The organism is Streptomyces sp. NPDC002680, assembly GCF_042889145.1.
In the GTDB taxonomy this organism is placed as follows: Bacteria; Actinomycetota; Actinomycetes; order Streptomycetales; family Streptomycetaceae; genus Streptomyces; species Streptomyces adonidis.
This window is the reverse complement of the sequence record NZ_JBIAQP010000010.1, coordinates 242,361-257,108: the sequence shown is the minus strand read 5'-3', so window position 1 is coordinate 257,108 and position 14,748 is coordinate 242,361. Positions and strand designations below refer to the sequence as shown.

12 protein-coding genes are annotated in these 14,748 nt (G+C 70.2%); 9 read left to right on the top strand and 3 right to left on the bottom strand.

All coding sequences use genetic code 11. The features are described from left to right. The first annotated feature begins 9 nt into the window (after window positions 1-9). Together ACFYXF_RS26800 and ACFYXF_RS26795 are read left to right on the top strand one after the other, a co-directional pair. Window positions 10-1,320: a sensor histidine kinase gene (locus ACFYXF_RS26800; RefSeq protein WP_389353030.1), complete on the top strand. Its 1,311-nt coding sequence runs from the start codon at window positions 10-12 to the stop codon at window positions 1,318-1,320. After that, complete coding sequence (locus tag ACFYXF_RS26795; RefSeq protein WP_389353028.1) at window positions 1,281-1,952, top strand: response regulator; 672 nt, start codon at window positions 1,281-1,283, stop codon at window positions 1,950-1,952. The genes ACFYXF_RS26800 and ACFYXF_RS26795 overlap by 40 nt, the downstream gene beginning before the upstream one ends. Before the next feature lie 100 nt (window positions 1,953-2,052). Here the strand turns inward: ACFYXF_RS26795 and ACFYXF_RS26790 are convergent, their stop codons facing one another. Beyond that, window positions 2,053-2,532 carry a GNAT family N-acetyltransferase gene (locus ACFYXF_RS26790; RefSeq protein WP_389353026.1) on the bottom strand — a complete coding sequence of 160 codons (480 nt, stop codon included), beginning with the start codon at window positions 2,530-2,532 and terminating at the stop codon, window positions 2,053-2,055. A gap of 22 nt (window positions 2,533-2,554) precedes the next feature. Here ACFYXF_RS26790 and ACFYXF_RS26785 point away from each other — a divergent pair, with 22 nt between their 5' ends. Beyond that, a complete protein-coding gene (locus ACFYXF_RS26785) occupies window positions 2,555-3,406 on the top strand; it encodes an exodeoxyribonuclease III (protein WP_389353024.1) in 852 nt (283 codons plus the stop codon). Between the two features lie 12 nt (window positions 3,407-3,418). On the opposite strand, the gene ACFYXF_RS26780 is transcribed toward ACFYXF_RS26785, so the two are convergent. Beyond that, a complete protein-coding gene (locus tag ACFYXF_RS26780; RefSeq protein ID WP_389353340.1) occupies window positions 3,419-4,039 on the bottom strand; it encodes a MerR family transcriptional regulator in 621 nt (206 codons plus the stop codon). A gap of 185 nt (window positions 4,040-4,224) precedes the next feature. Between ACFYXF_RS26780 and ACFYXF_RS26775 the strand changes: the two genes are divergently transcribed. The 4 genes from ACFYXF_RS26775 to ACFYXF_RS26760 all read left to right on the top strand — a co-directional run bounded on the left by ACFYXF_RS26775 (window position 4,225) and on the right by ACFYXF_RS26760 (window position 7,973). Then, window positions 4,225-5,769: a flavin-containing monooxygenase gene (locus ACFYXF_RS26775; protein ID WP_389353022.1), complete on the top strand. Its 1,545-nt coding sequence runs from the start codon at window positions 4,225-4,227 to the stop codon at window positions 5,767-5,769. Then, complete coding sequence (locus tag ACFYXF_RS26770; protein WP_389353020.1) at window positions 5,766-6,725, top strand: alpha/beta fold hydrolase; 960 nt, start codon at window positions 5,766-5,768, stop codon at window positions 6,723-6,725. The genes ACFYXF_RS26775 and ACFYXF_RS26770 overlap by 4 nt, the downstream gene beginning before the upstream one ends. Further along, complete coding sequence (locus ACFYXF_RS26765; protein ID WP_389353018.1) at window positions 6,722-7,618, top strand: SDR family oxidoreductase; 897 nt, start codon at window positions 6,722-6,724, stop codon at window positions 7,616-7,618. The genes ACFYXF_RS26770 and ACFYXF_RS26765 overlap by 4 nt, the downstream gene beginning before the upstream one ends. Window positions 7,619-7,706: 88 nt before the next feature. Further along, a complete protein-coding gene (locus ACFYXF_RS26760) occupies window positions 7,707-7,973 on the top strand; it encodes a hypothetical protein (RefSeq protein WP_389353017.1) in 267 nt (88 codons plus the stop codon). 182 nt (window positions 7,974-8,155) lie between these two features. Here ACFYXF_RS26760 and ACFYXF_RS26755 read toward each other — a convergent pair whose 3' ends face one another. Next, window positions 8,156-11,389, bottom strand: coding sequence for a S41 family peptidase (locus ACFYXF_RS26755; RefSeq protein WP_389353015.1), 3,234 nt, complete (start codon window positions 11,387-11,389; stop codon window positions 8,156-8,158). 202 nt (window positions 11,390-11,591) lie between these two features. On the opposite strand from ACFYXF_RS26755, the gene ACFYXF_RS26750 reads away from it, so the two are divergent. Next, window positions 11,592-12,197: a TetR/AcrR family transcriptional regulator gene (locus tag ACFYXF_RS26750; protein WP_389353013.1), complete on the top strand. Its 606-nt coding sequence runs from the start codon at window positions 11,592-11,594 to the stop codon at window positions 12,195-12,197. A gap of 170 nt (window positions 12,198-12,367) precedes the next feature. Then, window positions 12,368-14,596 (top strand): MMPL family transporter, encoded by a 2,229-nt coding sequence (locus ACFYXF_RS26745; RefSeq protein ID WP_389353011.1) that lies wholly within the window; start codon window positions 12,368-12,370, stop codon window positions 14,594-14,596. Window positions 14,597-14,748: the final 152 nt, after the last annotated feature.

Below are 14,748 nucleotides of genomic sequence, written 5' to 3'. Positions count from 1 at the left end.
GTGATCGGCATGCATCCGAGGAACGTGTGGCAGGCCATGGCCCGGCCGGGATTTCTGCTGTCGTGGTGGCCCTGGCGGGCGGTCGTCTATCTCGGCAGTGGGGCCGTGGCCGGGGCCTTCGTCTTTGTGCTGGTCGTGCTCATGGTGGTGGCCGGGGGTGCGCTTGCCGTGGTGTTCGTCGGGCTGCCGCTGCTGGTCGCCCTCGCGCTCTCCGGGATTCCCGTCGCCCGGGTCGAGCGGCTCAGGCTGCGGATCGTTGATGCGGAGGCGGTGCCCGATCCGCATCGGGAGCCGGTCGCGCCCGGGCTGCGGCCCTGGCTGGTGGTTCGGTTGAGGGAGCGGGCCACCTGGCGGGAACTCGGGTACGCGTTGCTGTTCGCGGGGCTGTTGTGGCCCGTGGACGCTCTTGTCGTTGCCGTCGGGCTGCTCGTGCCGGTGTCCCTCGTGGCGACTCCGGTGCTGATGGCCACCGTTGGCGACGGGCAGGAGGCCAAGGTGCTCAAGGAGTGGACCGTCACCGGGTGGCCAACTGCCCTTGGGGTCTCGGTTCTTGGGCTGGTGTTGCTTGCCCTGTGTGGTTATGCGCTCGGGGTTGTCGCCGGGGCCCGGGCCGGGCTGACGCGGTTGCTCATCGCCGCCCGTGACGTCGAGTTGGGGGAGCGGGTCGTCGAACTCGCCCGTTCCCGCGTGCGGTTGGTGGACGCCTTTGAAACCGAGCGGCGGCGGATCGAGCGTGATCTGCACGACGGAGCCCAACAGCGGCTGGTCGCCCTGTCGGTGACCCTTGGAGTGGCTCGGCTGGACGCGCCGCCGGGGTCGCCGCTCGCCGCGCAACTGGCCAAGGCTCAGGGGGAGGTGGGGAGCGCGTTGGAGGAACTGCGCGAGCTGATCCACGGGATTCATCCCCAAGTGCTTACGGACTTCGGGCTTCAGGCCGCTGTGGCCGACGCCGCGGATCGTGCCGCCGTGCCCGTCGGCGTCAGCCTCGACCTGCCCGGACGTCTGCCCCGGGCCGTGGAGTCGGCCGCGTACTTCGTGGTCTGCGAGGCGCTCGCCAACGTCGACCGGCACAGTGGGGCGAGTCGGGCCGAGGTCGGGGGCGGGCATCGTGACGGGCGGCTGTTCGTCGAGGTGCGGGACGACGGGTGCGGTGGGGCCGATCCCGGGGGTGGCAGTGGGCTCGTCGGGCTCTCGGACCGGGTGTCAGTGCTCGATGGCAGACTTTCCCTGTCCAGCCCGCCGGGTGGACCGACGTCGCTGCGGGTGGAGATTCCTTGCGAGTGGAGCCAGTTGACGGATCGCGGCCGGCGCTCCGCGTAGTCCTCGCCGAGGACAGCGTGCTGCTCAGGGAAGGGCTGATCGGGCTGCTCGACCGCGTCGGCCACGAGGTCGTGGCCGCCGTCGGGGACGCGGAGGCGCTGCTCGCGGCGGTCGCCGAGCATGAGCCCGACATCGTGGTGACGGACGTACGCATGCCGCCCGGGTTCCAGGATGAGGGGCTGCGGGCGGCTGTGAAGCTGCGTGAGGTGCGGGCCGCGCTGCCCGTGCTCGTCCTCAGCCAGTACGTCCAGCGGGCCTACGCCGCCGAGCTGCTCGACTCCGGGGACGGCACCGGCGTCGGGTATCTGCTCAAGGACCGGGTCGGGCAGGTCGAGGAGTTCGTCGACGCGCTGGGGCGGGTCGCGGACGGGGGTACGGTCGTCGACCCCGAGGTCGTACGGCAGTTGCTGCGCCGGCGTCGTGACCCGCTGGAGCGGTTGACCCCGCGTGAGCGCGAGGTGCTGGCGCTGATGGCGGAGGGCCGGTCCAACGGCTCGATAGCGCGGGAACTGGTCGTCTCCGAGGCTGCCGTCGGCAAGCACATCGGTGGCATTCTCGCGAAGCTGGAGCTGCCTCCCGCCGACGAGACGCATCGGCGGGTGCTGGCGGTGCTCGCCTATTTGCGGGCGTAAGCAACTCGTCTGCGGGCGAAAGTAACCCGTCTGCGGCCGTGAGGAAGCCGTCTGCGGGTGTGAGTCGACCGGCCCGCGTATCGGCTCTCGGCTCTCGGCCCTACAGGCTCTTCGCGAAGCAGCGGCTCGACTCGAAGTGGCGGTAGTAGCCGAACTTCTCGCAGGGGGCGTAGCCGCTGGAGGTGTAGAGGGCGATGGCCTCCGGCTGTCGGTCGCCCGTCTCCAGGACCATGCGGGTGCGGCCGGCGGTGCGGGCGTCGTCCTCCAGGGCGGCGAGTATGCGGCGGGCCAGGCCGAGGCCACGGGCCTCCTCGACGACGTACATCCGCTTCAGCTCGGCGTCGCCGGGCAGATAGCCTTCCTCGGTCTCCTCGTCGTGGCCGCGCCAGCCGCCGGTGGCCAGCGGGCGGTCCTGCTCGTCGTACGCGATCAGGTACAGGCCGGACGGCGGGTCGAACATCGCCGGGTCGAGGTATGTCTGGTCGCCGTCGTCGTTGTAGCGGGCTGCGTACTCGGCCTGGACCTGGTCGTTCAGCTTGACGGCGTCGGGGTGGTCGAAGGAGACCCGGCGGATATTCATGCCGACCACCGTACATCTATGCATGCTTCTGTCGCCAGGGAGTTTTCGGTCGGGCGGGTATCGTGCCCGCGTGCTGACTGTGACCTCTGTGAATGTGAACGGACTGCGGGCCGCCGCGAAGAAGGGCTTCGTGGAGTGGCTCGCCCAGACCTCCGCCGATGTGCTGTGCCTCCAGGAGGTGCGCGCCGAGGCCCAGCAGCTGCCGGAGGAGGTCCGCGCGCCCGAGGGCTGGTACGTCACGCACGCGCCCGCCGCCGCCAAGGGCCGCGCCGGCGTCTCCCTCTACAGCCGCCGTGAGCCCGACCGCGTCCAGGTCGGCTTCGGCTCCGCCGAGTTCGACGGCAGCGGACGGTACATCGAGGCCGACCTGCCCGGTGTCACCGTCGCCAGTCTGTATCTGCCGTCCGGTGAGGTCGGCACGGATCGGCAGGACGAGAAGATCCGCTTCATGGACGAGTTCCTCGCCTATCTGAAGGACCTGCGCGAGCGGGCCGCCGCCGACGGGCGCGAGGTCGTCGTCTGCGGTGACTGGAACATCGCCCACCAGCCGGCCGACCTCAAGAACTGGCGCGCCAACCAGAAGAACTCCGGGTTCCTGCCGGAGGAGCGGGAGTGGCTCGGGCGGGTCCTCGATGCGGGGGACGGCGGGTACGTGGATGTGGTGCGGGCGCTGCATCCGGAGGTCGAGGGGCCGTACTCGTGGTGGTCGTATCGGGGGCGGGCCTTCGACAATGATTCAGGATGGCGGATCGATTATCAGATTTCTACGGCCGGGCTCGCCGCCAAGGCCGTCAAGGGGTACGTCGAGCGGGCGGCCACCCATGCCGAGCGCTGGTCCGACCATGCGCCCGTCACCGTCGTCTACGACCTCTGAGCCGCCTGACTCTCATGGGTTCTGGCGCAGTCTGCGGTCCAGCGCCAGTGACAGTTCCGCCTCCACCACCCGGCGGGCCAGTGGGCGCAGGCGGGCCGGGTCGCCCTCCGGGGCGTGGGTGAGGATCACGTCCGTGAAGATCTCGGCCAGGGCGTCCGCGTGGTCGCGTACCCGTTTGCCCGCCGCCAGGACCGCCGACAGCGGGATGCCCTCCTGGACCAGTGCCGCCGATGCCTCCAGGAGGCTGCGGCTGATGTGGACGATCTGGTCGCCGTCGATGCCCAGATAGCCGAGGTCCATCGAGGCCGCGAGGTTCTCGGGGGTGGCGTCCGGGCCGAAGCGGTCGGCGAGGTCCTCGGGGGTGAGGCGGACCGGGGTCTCCTCGGTGGGGGCGCCGAGGCCGAGCAGGTCGGCGACGTCCCGGCCGTGGTCGAAGGCCTCGGCCAGTTCCGCGATGCCGTTGAGGGTGTGGCCGCGTTCAAGGAGTGCCGAGATCGTGCGCAGCCGGGCCAGGTGGTGGTCGTCGTACCAGGCGATGCGGCCCTCGCGGCGGGGCGGTGGGATCAGTTTGCGTTCGCGGTAGAAGCGCAGGGTGCGGACGGTGATGCCGGCCAGTCCGGCCAGCTCCTCCATCCGGTACTCCGTCCGGTCCTCGTGCCCTTCGGTGTTCTCTGCCTCTGCGTCTGCCACGTCGGAACCTTAAGGCGTACCGGCGGTAACTTTCCCTCTCCCGGCCCCTACCCATCAGTACAGGGCTCCTCTACTCTCCCCATTGCGCCAGTGTTCACTGGCGCGGTCGCGCAGGGAAGGGCATCGGCATGGCCGAAGAGGAAGCCGAACGCGAAGCCGGACACGAGCATGTGCGGGTGGCGGTGATCGGGTCCGGGTTCGGGGGGCTCGGGGCCGCCGTGCGGCTGCGCCGCGAAGGGATCACCGACTTCGTCGTGCTGGAGCGCGCCGGCAGCGTCGGCGGGACCTGGCGGGACAACAGCTATCCGGGGTGCGCCTGCGACGTGCCCTCCCACCTCTACTCCTTCTCCTTCGCGCCCAACCCCGACTGGCCGCGCGCCTTCTCCGGGCAGGAGCACATCCGCGCCTACCTGGAGCACGTCACCGACGTCTTCGGGCTGCGGCCCCATCTCCGCCTCAACTCCGAGGTGAAGAACATGACTTGGGACGGGAGGCGGTTGGTGTGGGTCGTCGAGACCAGCAGCGGGACTCTCCTCGCCGATCTCGTCGTCTCCGCCACCGGGCCCCTCTCCGATCCCAAGGTGCCGGACATCCCGGGGCTCGACACCTTCCCCGGCAAGGTCTTCCACTCCGCCCGCTGGGACCACGACTACGACCTGCGCGGCAAGCGGGTCGCGATGGTCGGGACCGGGGCCTCCGCCATCCAGATCGTGCCCGCCATCCAGCCCGACGTCTCCCGTCTCACCCTCTTCCAGCGCACCCCGCCCTGGGTGATGCCCCGCGTCGACCGGGCCATCGGCGGCGCCGAGCGCGCCGTGCACCGCGCGCTGCCGTTCACGACCCGGCTGCGGCGCGGACTCCTGTGGGGCATGCGGGAGTTGCAGGTCCAGGCGTTCACCAAGCATCCGGGCGAGCTGGGTGCGGTGGAGGCGCTGGCCAAGCGGAACATGAGCCGCTCGATCAAGGACCCGGCCCTGCGCGCCAAGCTCACCCCCGACTACCGCATCGGCTGCAAGCGCATCCTGCTGTCGAGCGAGTACTACCCGGCCCTCACCCGCCCCAATGTGGACGTCGTCGCCAGTGGGTTGAGCGAGGTCCGCGGGTCCACCGTCGTCGCGGCCGACGGGAGCACCGCCGAGGTCGACGCCATCGTCTTCGGTACGGGGTTCCACGTCACCGACATGCCCATCGCCGACCGGGTCGTCGGCGCCGACGGACGTACCCTCGCCGAGGCCTGGGCGAGCAGCGGGATGCGGGCGCTGCGCGGTGCCTCCGCCGCCGGGTTCCCCAACTGGATGACGATCATCGGGCCCAACACCGGCCTCGGGAACTCCTCCATGATCCTGATGATCGAGTCCCAGCTGAACTACATGGCCGACTACGTACGGCAGTTGGACGTTCTCGGGGGGCGCGTGGCCCTGGATGCCCGGCCTGCCGCCGTCGACGCCTGGAACGGGCGGGTGCAGGAGCGGATGCTGCGTACGGTGTGGAACACGGGTGGGTGCAGCAGTTGGTACCTCGACGCCGAGGGGCGCAACACCACCGTCTGGCCCGGTACGACGTCCGAGTTCCGGCGGGCCACCCGGCGCGTGGATCTTTCCGAGTACGAGGTTCTGCGGGCGGCGGCCGTCGGCACCGGCGAGACCAACTCGGCCGTGGGGGTGGGCGCGTGAGCCGGCTCATGTCCGTGACAGGCGGTCCGTACGCCCCTCCCGTCCCCGTCCGTGAACTCACCGCCGTCTCCGCCGACGGGGCCCGGCTGCATGTCGAGGTGCACGGCGTGAACGACGGACCCGTGGTCGTCCTCTCCCACGGCTGGACCTGCTCCACCGCCTTCTGGGCCGCCCAGATACGCGAACTCGCCCCCGATCACCGGGTCGTGGCCTACGACCAGCGCGGCCACGGACGCAGCCCGGCAAGCTCCGCCTACAGCACCGACGTACTCGCCGACGACCTGGAAGCCGTACTCGCGGCCACCCTCGCGCCCGGCGAGAAGGCCGTGGTCGTCGGGCACTCCATGGGCGGGATGACGATACTGGCCGCGTCCGCGCGGGCGGGGTTCCGGGAGCACGCGGCGGCCGTACTGCTGTGCAGCACCGGCAGTTCGCGGCTGGTGGCCGAGGCGCTGGTCGTGCCGATGCGGGCCGGGCGGCTGCGGACCTGGCTGACGAGGCTGGGTCTCAGTTCGCGTGCTCCGCTCGGGCCGGTCACGCCCGTCTCCCGGCGCATCCTCAAGTACGCGACCATGGGCGCCGGTTCGTCGGCCGTCATGGTCGAGGCGTGCGCCCGGATCGTGCACGCGTGCCCGCGCAAGGTGCGGTACGCGTGGGCGCGGGTCCTGGACGGGGTCCAACTCGACGCCAGCATAGGAGAGTTGACCGTACCGGCCGCTGTCGTCGTCGGTACGGCCGATCGGCTCACGCCGCCCGTGCACGCGCGCGCCCTGGCCGCCGCGCTGCCCGACTGTCACGGTGTGACCGAGCTGGCCGGGCTCGGGCACATGACTCCCGTCGAGGCGCCCGGGGCCGTGACCGGCGTGATACGTGAACTCGTGGTGGCATACGGGCAGTTGGGCGAGCACGCGCACGGTACTGAGGTCATCGACGTACGGATCGAGGAGGGCGCATGAGCAAGGTCAGTCTGGACGGGCAGGTCGCTGTCGTGACCGGGGCCGCTCGCGGGGTCGGTGAGCTGCTCGCACGCAAGCTCTCCGCGCGCGGGGCCAAGGTCGCGCTGGTCGGTCTTGAGGCCGACGCGCTCAAGCAGGTCTCCGAGCGGCTGCACACCGAGAGTCAGGCCTGGTACGCCGACGTCACCGACCACGAGGCGATGTCCCGGGTGGCGGCTGAGGTGAAGGAGCGGTTCGGGAAGGTCGACATCGTCGTCGCCAACGCGGGTGTCGCGAGCGGCGGGCCCTTCGTCGACTCCGATCCGGAGTCGTGGCGGCGGGTCATCGAGGTCAATCTGATCGGGTCGGCGGTCACCGCGCGGGCGTTTCTGCCGGTGTTGATGGAGAGCAGGGGGTACCTGCTCCAGATCGCCTCTCTCGCTGCCATCACCCCGGCGCCGATGATGTCCGCGTACTGCGCGTCCAAGTCCGGTGTCGAGGCGTACGCGCACTGTCTGCGGGCCGAGGTCGGGTACAAGGGCGTCCGGGTGGGGGTCGGGTATCTGTCCTGGACCGACACCGACATGGTGCGCGGGGCCGACCAGGACGACGTCATGCGGGAGTTGAGGCAGCGGTTGCCGTGGCCGGCGAGCAAGACGTATCCGCTGGGGCCGGCCGTCGACCGGCTCGTGGCCGGGATCGAGCGGCGGTCCAGCCATGTGTACGGGCAGTGGTGGCTGCGCGGGATGCAGGGGGTGCGGGGGTATCTGCCGGGGCTGATCGGGGCGGTGGGGCAGCGCGAGGTCGGGCGGTTCTCGGGGCGGTTGCAGGGGATCGGGACGGGGCTTGTGGGGGCGGGCGGGGCCGCCGACGAGGAGGCTCGGGGCGTGGGGTCGGGCACTGGCAGTGACTGAACGTTACTGATCGAAATGCGTGCTTTGTGCTGGCGTGTGAGTCTGGTCGAGCCCCGATCCCCTCACCCACCTACGGGAGTGAACTCACATGGGCATGAAGGACGAGATGCAGGAGAAGGCCCGCCAGGCCAAGGAGAAGATGGAGCGGTCCCGGGAGGGTCAGCGCCAGCAGGGCCAGCAGGGCGAGCGTCAGCAGGGCGAGCGCCAGCAGGGTCAGCAGGGCGAGCGCCGGCAGGGCCAAGAGCGTAAGCAGGGGCGGGAGGAGAGTCCTGAGCGGGGGCGGCCGCGGGACGAGGAGACGGAGCGGGCGATGCGGGAGGAAGAGGATCGGTTGAACCAGGACTACGACATCTAGTCCTGGCTTGAGCCGATGATGTGGGGTGCCCTTGGTTTTGAGGGCACCCCACATCTTGCTTTGCGGGGTGCGTTGTTGGGTGCGTTGTTGGGTGCGGGTCCGGTGGGGGCTTGTCGCGCAGTTCCCCGCGCCCCTAGGCATGTGACCTTGGCGCCCGTCAAGAATGCGCCCCGAGTTTGGACCTAACGCGGCGGGAGTTTTGGACGTGCTCTGTTCGGGACTCCGTCGTACGTCGGTGGAGTCGCCGCTGGATGTGTGTCCAGGAGGGTCAGGGCCAGGCGGATTGCGTCGTCCATTTCCACGTGGCGGCCCTCTGCCCAGTCCAGGGGAGTGCGCAGGACCTCCAGGTCCGGGGGCACGCCCTGGTTTTCCACTGTCCAGCCGTATGTGTCGAACCAGGCCGCGTTCATCGGGACCGTGATCACCGTGCCGTCGCCCAGGCGGTGGCGGCCGGTCATGCCGACCACTCCGCCCCAGGTTCGTTGGCCCACCACCGGGCCCAACTCCAGCAGCTTGAAAGCCGCCGTGATCATGTCGCCGTCGGAGGACGTCGCCTCGTCCGCCAGGGCAACCACCGGGCCCCTCGGCGCATTTGAGGCGTACGACACCGGCTGGGCGTTGCGGGTCAGGTCCCAGCCCAGGATCGTGCGCGTCAGCTTCTCCACCACCAACTCGCTGATGTGACCGCCCGCGTTGCCGCGTACGTCGACGATGAGCGCGGGCCTCGACACCTCCATGCGCAGGTCGCGGTTGAACTGGGCCCAGCCCGAGCCGCCCATGTCGGGGATGTGTAGATAGCCGCACCGGCCTCCGCTCAACTCCCGTACCACTTCGCGGCGTTTGGCCACCCAGTCCTGGTAGCGCAACGGGCGCTCGTCGATCAGGGGGACCACCGCCACCCGCCTCGCCCGGCCCTCACCCTTGCCCCGAGAGTCCTCCGCCGGTGTGAACGTCAGCTCCACCGTCGTACCCCCCGCCCCCGCCAGCAACGGGAACGGGCCCGTCACCGGATCCACCGGGCGCCCGTCCACATGCGTGAGCAGCGCGCCCTCCCGGATTCCCGAACCGGCCAGCGGGGAACGGGCCTTGGAGTCCGAGGAGTCGCCGGGGAGGATGCGGTCCAGCATCCAACCGCCCTCCCGGCGGACGAAGTTGGCGCCAAGCAGGCCCTGCCTGCGCTGGTAGTGCGGTGGGCCCTCGTTGCGGCGGGCTGCCGTGACGTACGCGTGGGAGGTGCCCAGCTCGCCCAGGACCTCGCGGAGCAGATCCGCGAACTCGTCGGGGGACGCGACCCGTTCGACCAGTGGGCGGTACTGCTCCAGCACCGCGTCCCAGTCGATGCCGCACATCCCGGGTTCCCAGAAGTAGGCGCGGATCAGGCGGCCCGCCTCCTCGTACGACTGGCGCCATTCCGCCGGGGGATCGACCTCGTGCAGGACGCGGCGCAGGTCGATCCAGACGGTCGTGTCGCCGTCGCCCGGGTCGGTGGACGGCACGGCCCGTAGCTCGTCGTCGTCCACGACCACCAGCCGTGAGGCGTCGCCGCTGACCGCGAACCAGTCGAGGTGGTCGACGAGTTCGGATTTCTTGGCCTTGCTGATGTTGAAGTATTCGAGCGTCGGGCGGCCGCTCGTGTCCGCCGGGTTCGCGAAGGTCTCGCCCAGCGCGCCCGAGATCGGCCAGCGCAGCCAGACCAGTCCGCCGCCCGCGACCGGATACAGCGCCGAGTACTTGGAGGCGGTTACCGGGAAGGGGGTCACCCGGCTCTCCAGCCCTTCGACCTCGACGGTCACCGTCCCGTCCCCGCCCTCCTCTTCCGGGTCCAGGCCTCCCGCGGCCGGGCGGCCGTCCGGGGAGAGCGCGAAGGGGGAGGGGGTCGCGGAGGAGAGGGGGACCAGGTAGGGGCGGCAGCCGAGCGGGAAGGAGAGGTCGCCCGTGTGGACGTCGTACACCGGGTCGAAGCCGCGCCAGGACAGGAAGGCCAGGTAGCGGCCGTCCCTGGTGAAGACCGGGTTCTCGTCCTCGAAGCGGCCGTTCGTCACGTCGACGATCAGGCGGTCCTTTATACGGGCCATCTTGATCTGGCGGAGAGAGCGGCCGATGCCCGGGTGCGACCAGGTCAGCCAGGCGCCGTCCGGGGAGAAGGCCAGGTCGGTGACCGGTCCGTTGAGGGAGCAGATCAGCTCCGTCGCATCCCCGTTCGAGTCCTCCGTCGCGTCGATGAGCAGGAGACGGCCGTCGTGGGCCGCGATGGCCAGGCGCTCGCCCGCCGGGTCGGACACCAGTTCCAGTACCCGGCCCAGCTCGCCCGACGCCAGCCGCCTCGGCGCCCGCTCTCCGCTGGCCCTCGGGAGGTAGGCGATCTCGATCGCGTCCTCGCCCTCAGCGTCCGTGACGTACGCGACCTGCCCGCCCGAGCCGAGCATCTCGGGGAGCCGGACCCGTACGCCGGGGGTGTCCGTGATGGTCCGGGCGGGGCCGTCCCGGTGTGTCAGCCAGTAGAGACTCCCGCGTACGACGACGGCGCTCGCGCGGCCCGTCTCGTCGACCGAGATGCCGTCGACGTGCTGCGCGGCGGGCACCTGGTACGTACGCCTGCCCGCGCGGGGACCGCCGAGCCGTACGTCCAGTCGGCGGGGGAGGGAGTCGGCGGCCAGGTCGTCCACGATCCACAGGTCGCCCGCGCACTGGTAGACGACCCGGGTGCCGTCGCTGGAGGCGTGCCGGGCGTAGAAGGCGTCGTGGTCGGTGTGGCGGCGCAGGTCGGAGCCGTCGTACGCGCACGAGTACAGGTTGCCGATGCCCTCGTGGTCGGAGAGGAAGGCGATGCGGTCGCCGACGAACATGGGGGAGTGGAGGTGGCCGTCGAGGTCGGGGAGGAGGCGCTCGCCGTGCAGCCAGAGGCGGCCGGTCGCGCCACCCCGGTAGCGCTTCCAGGCGGCCGGTTCGTGCGGCGGGGTGCCCGTGAGGAGGAGGGTCTTGCGCTCGCCGCCGATGTCCGCGACCTGGATGTCGGAGACCGGGCCCCAGGGGAGCCGGCCGCCGGGGCCGCCGCCCGCCGGGACGCTGTAGGCCCAGGTGAAGTAGGAGAAGGGCTGGCCGTGGGAGGCGACGGCGAGGATGTCCCCGTCCGGGGACCAGCCGCAGACCTGGGTGTCGGCGCTGCCCCAGTAGGTGAGCCGCTGGGCGGGGCCGCCGTCGACCGGCGCGTGGTGGATCTCCGGCACGAGACTGCGCCAGCTCGTGTACGCGATGTGCCGGCCGTCCGGCGAGAAACGCGGGTGCCCGACCTTCGTACGGTCGACGGTGAGCCGCCAGGCTCGGCCGGGCCCGTCGAGGGAGGCGAGCCAGAGGTCGTCCTCGGCTACGAAGCACAGCAGGTCGCCGCTGAGGTGGGGCAGGCGCAGATAGCTCACCTCCCCATGCTTTTCCGGGAACGGGGCCCCAGCAACTTCTGAAATCACCCGCAGGACATGAATCACCCGCAGGACATGTGAACATGTGCAGGACACGTACGAAACAGTTTCGTTTCTGTCGTTCTCAGGCTATGCTCATTGACGTACGGCGGAGCTGTACGAAACGGTGTCGTCCGATACTGGAACCGGAAGGGTGAGTGGCATGACCGAGGTCGCAACGGCGCGTCGTAGTCGGATCACGCCCGAGCGGGAGGCCGAGCTGTACGGCGCCACGCTCGACCTGCTCCGGGAAGTCGGCTACGAGGCGCTCACCATGGACGCCGTCGCCGCCCGTACGAAGTCCAGCAAGGCCACGCTCTACCGCCAGTGGGGCGGCAAGGCCGAACTGGTCGTCAGGGCGATGCGGCACAGCAAGCCTGGTGCCGCCGCCATCGCCGACATCGACACCGGGTCCCTGCGTGGCGACTTCCACGCCCTGCTGGTCCGCGAGGACGACTGCGCCATGGAACAGAACTCCGCGCTGATGCGGGCTCTGGGCATGGCGGTCCACGGTAACCCCGATCTCCTCCTGGCGTTCCGGGAACTGCTCGTCGAACCGGAGATGCTGGAATTCCGCAAGGTGATCCAGCGTGCCATCGACCGCGGCGAGGTCAGTCCGGACAACCCGGCGGCCGACTATGTGCTGCACATGATGATCGGCGGCTTCGCAGCGCGCTCGCTCATCGACGAACTGCCCCCGACGCAGGCCTACTTGCGCGACTACATCGACGCCGTGGTGCTCCCCGCCCTCGGTGTGCCGGTTCCGTAGTTCCCGCAAACGGCCCTCGTCGTACAGCGCCCCGACCAACACCCCTGTGAACGACCCCACTTGCACCTGACGCGACCGCTCACGTCGTCGGGCTGATCACCCCTGCCCCCCAACAGGCCGATCAACCCTGCCCATTTGCACCTCAACGACCTGACCGGGAGTACGCCCTAGTGGCCACGTTCCTCTACAAACTCGGCCGGCTCGCCTTCAGGCGACGGCATTTCGTCGCCCTGATCTGGGTGGCGCTGCTGACGCTCGCGGGAGTCGGCGCGGCCAGCGCGCCCGCCGCCGGCACCACCTCCTTCTCCATTCCGGGTACGGAGGCCCAGAAGGCCTTCGACCTGCTGGAACAGCGTTTCCCCGGCGCCAGCGCCGACGGAGCGACCGGGCGCATAGTCTTCAAGGCGCCCGAGGGCCAGAAGATGACGGACGCCGACAACAAGGCGACCGTCGCGAAGACCGTCAAGCAACTGCGCGACGGCTCCGAAGTCGTCTCCGTCACCGACCCGTTCACGACGAACGCCGTGAGCAAGGACGGGTCGGTCGCCTACACCTCGGTGAAGTACGACCTTCCCGGTATGGAGTTGGCGGACTCGACCAAGGACGCCCTGGAGAAGGCCGGCGACGAGGCCCGGGCCACCGGGCTCACCGTCGATGTCGGTGGTGACGCGCTCCAGGCCGCGGCCGACCCGGGAGCGGTCGGCGAGATCATCGGTCTCGCGATCGCCGCGGTCGTCCTTGTCATCACCCTCGGCTCCATGGTCGCCGCGGGGCTGCCGCTGCTGACGGCGATCATCGGCGTCGGGATCGGTGTCTCGACGATCACCGCCCTCGCCAAGGCGCTCGACCTCGGCGACACCACCTCCACGCTCGCCCTGATGATCGGTCTCGCGGTCGGTATCGACTACGCGCTGTTCATCGTCTCCCGCTACCGCAGCGAGCTGGCCGAGGGCCGCGACCGCGAGGAAGCGGCGGGCCGGGCCACCGGCACCGCCGGTTCGGCGGTGGTCTTCGCGGGCCTCACGGTCGTGATCGCCCTGGCGGGCCTCGCGGTCGTCAACGTCCCGATGCTGACCAAGATGGGCCTCGCGGCGGCGGGCACGGTCGTGGTCGCCGTACTCATCGCACTGACGATGGTCCCGGCGCTGCTCGGATACGCGGGCCGGAAGGTGCAGCCGGCGGGCGAGAAGAAGAGCAAGAAGAAGAGCGAGAAGAAGGGTGACGCGTCGGAGGGACCGGCGAGGCCCAACATGGGTGCGCGCTGGGCGGGTTTCGTGATCCGTCGGCCGCTCGCGGTCCTGCTGTTCGGTGTGGTCGGCCTGGGCGCCATCGCGGTCCCGGCCACCCAGCTGGAGCTGGGCCTGCCCGACGACGGCTCGCAGCCGACGTCCACGACACAGCGCCGCGCCTACGACCTCCTCTCGGAGGGCTTCGGCCCCGGCTTCAACGGCCCGCTGATGGTCGTGTACGACGCGGCCGGCAGCGCCGACCCCAAGGCCGACGCCACCGCGCTGACCGACCGGATCAAGGGCATCGACGACGTCGTGTCGGTCAGCCCGGCCCAGTTCAACAAGGCCGGCGACACCGCGACGATCACCGTGATCCCGGACTCCAAGCCGTCCTCGACGCAGACCGAGGACCTGGTGCACGCGATCCGCGCCGAGGGCGCCGATGTCAAGGCCGACACGGGCGCGAACGTCCTGGTCACCGGCACGACCGCGATGAACATCGACTTCTCGCAGAAGCTCAACGACGCCCTGATCCCGTATCTGGGCCTGGTGGTGGGCCTGGCCTTCCTCCTCCTGATCGTGGTCTTCCGCTCGATCCTGGTCCCGCTGAAGGCGGCGCTCGGCTTCCTGCTCAGTGTGCTCGCCGCGCTCGGCGCAGTGGTGGCGGTCTTCCAGTGGGGCTGGCTGAGCGGCCTGATCGGCGTCGAGGAGACGGGCCCGATCATGTCGATGATGCCGATCTTCATGGTCGGCGTGGTCTTCGGACTCGCGATGGACTACGAGGTGTTCCTCGTGACCCGGATGCGCGAGGCGTACGTCCACGGCGAGTCGCCGACCGAGGCCGTGGTGACCGGCTTCAAGCACAGCGCCCGGGTCGTGGCCGCCGCCGCGGTCATCATGATGGCCGTCTTCGGCGGCTTCATCAGCTCCTCCGAGTCGATGATCAAGATGATCGGCTTCGGCCTGGCGATCGCGGTCTTCTTCGACGCGTTCGTGGTCCGCATGGCGATCGTCCCGGCGGTACTGGCCCTGCTGGGCAAGAAGGCCTGGTGGCTCCCGAAGTGGCTCGACCGCGCCCTGCCGAACGTCGACGTCGAGGGCGAGGGCCTGCGCACCCTGGACGAGGACAACCGCCCGAAGGACGAGGACAGGGAGCTGGTACGAGCCTGACGCACCGCGTCTCCTGACGTACCGAGCCCGAGAAAAGCCGGCCGGTGAGGGCCCCGTGGGGACGGGGAGCCCTCACCGGCTTCTTTCATGACCTGGGCGTACGGCTGACCGGAATTCGTTCGTGATGCATCTGTCCGCCCGCTAACGTGCCG

Coding starts and splice junctions, on each gene's coding strand:
- ACFYXF_RS26790 (WP_389353026.1), bottom strand. CDS start 2,532: ATGAATATCCGCCGGGTCTCCTTCGACCACCCCGACGCCGTCAAGCTG.
- ACFYXF_RS26775 (WP_389353022.1), top strand. CDS start 4,225: ATGGCCGAAGAGGAAGCCGAACGCGAAGCCGGACACGAGCATGTGCGG.
- ACFYXF_RS26750 (WP_389353013.1), top strand. CDS start 11,592: ATGACCGAGGTCGCAACGGCGCGTCGTAGTCGGATCACGCCCGAGCGG.
- ACFYXF_RS26760 (WP_389353017.1), top strand. CDS start 7,707: ATGGGCATGAAGGACGAGATGCAGGAGAAGGCCCGCCAGGCCAAGGAG.
- ACFYXF_RS26785 (WP_389353024.1), top strand. CDS start 2,555: ATGCTTCTGTCGCCAGGGAGTTTTCGGTCGGGCGGGTATCGTGCCCGC.
- ACFYXF_RS26800 (WP_389353030.1), top strand. CDS start 10: ATGCATCCGAGGAACGTGTGGCAGGCCATGGCCCGGCCGGGATTTCTG.
- ACFYXF_RS26780 (WP_389353340.1), bottom strand. CDS start 4,039: ATGGAGGAGCTGGCCGGACTGGCCGGCATCACCGTCCGCACCCTGCGC.
- ACFYXF_RS26765 (WP_389353018.1), top strand. CDS start 6,722: ATGAGCAAGGTCAGTCTGGACGGGCAGGTCGCTGTCGTGACCGGGGCC.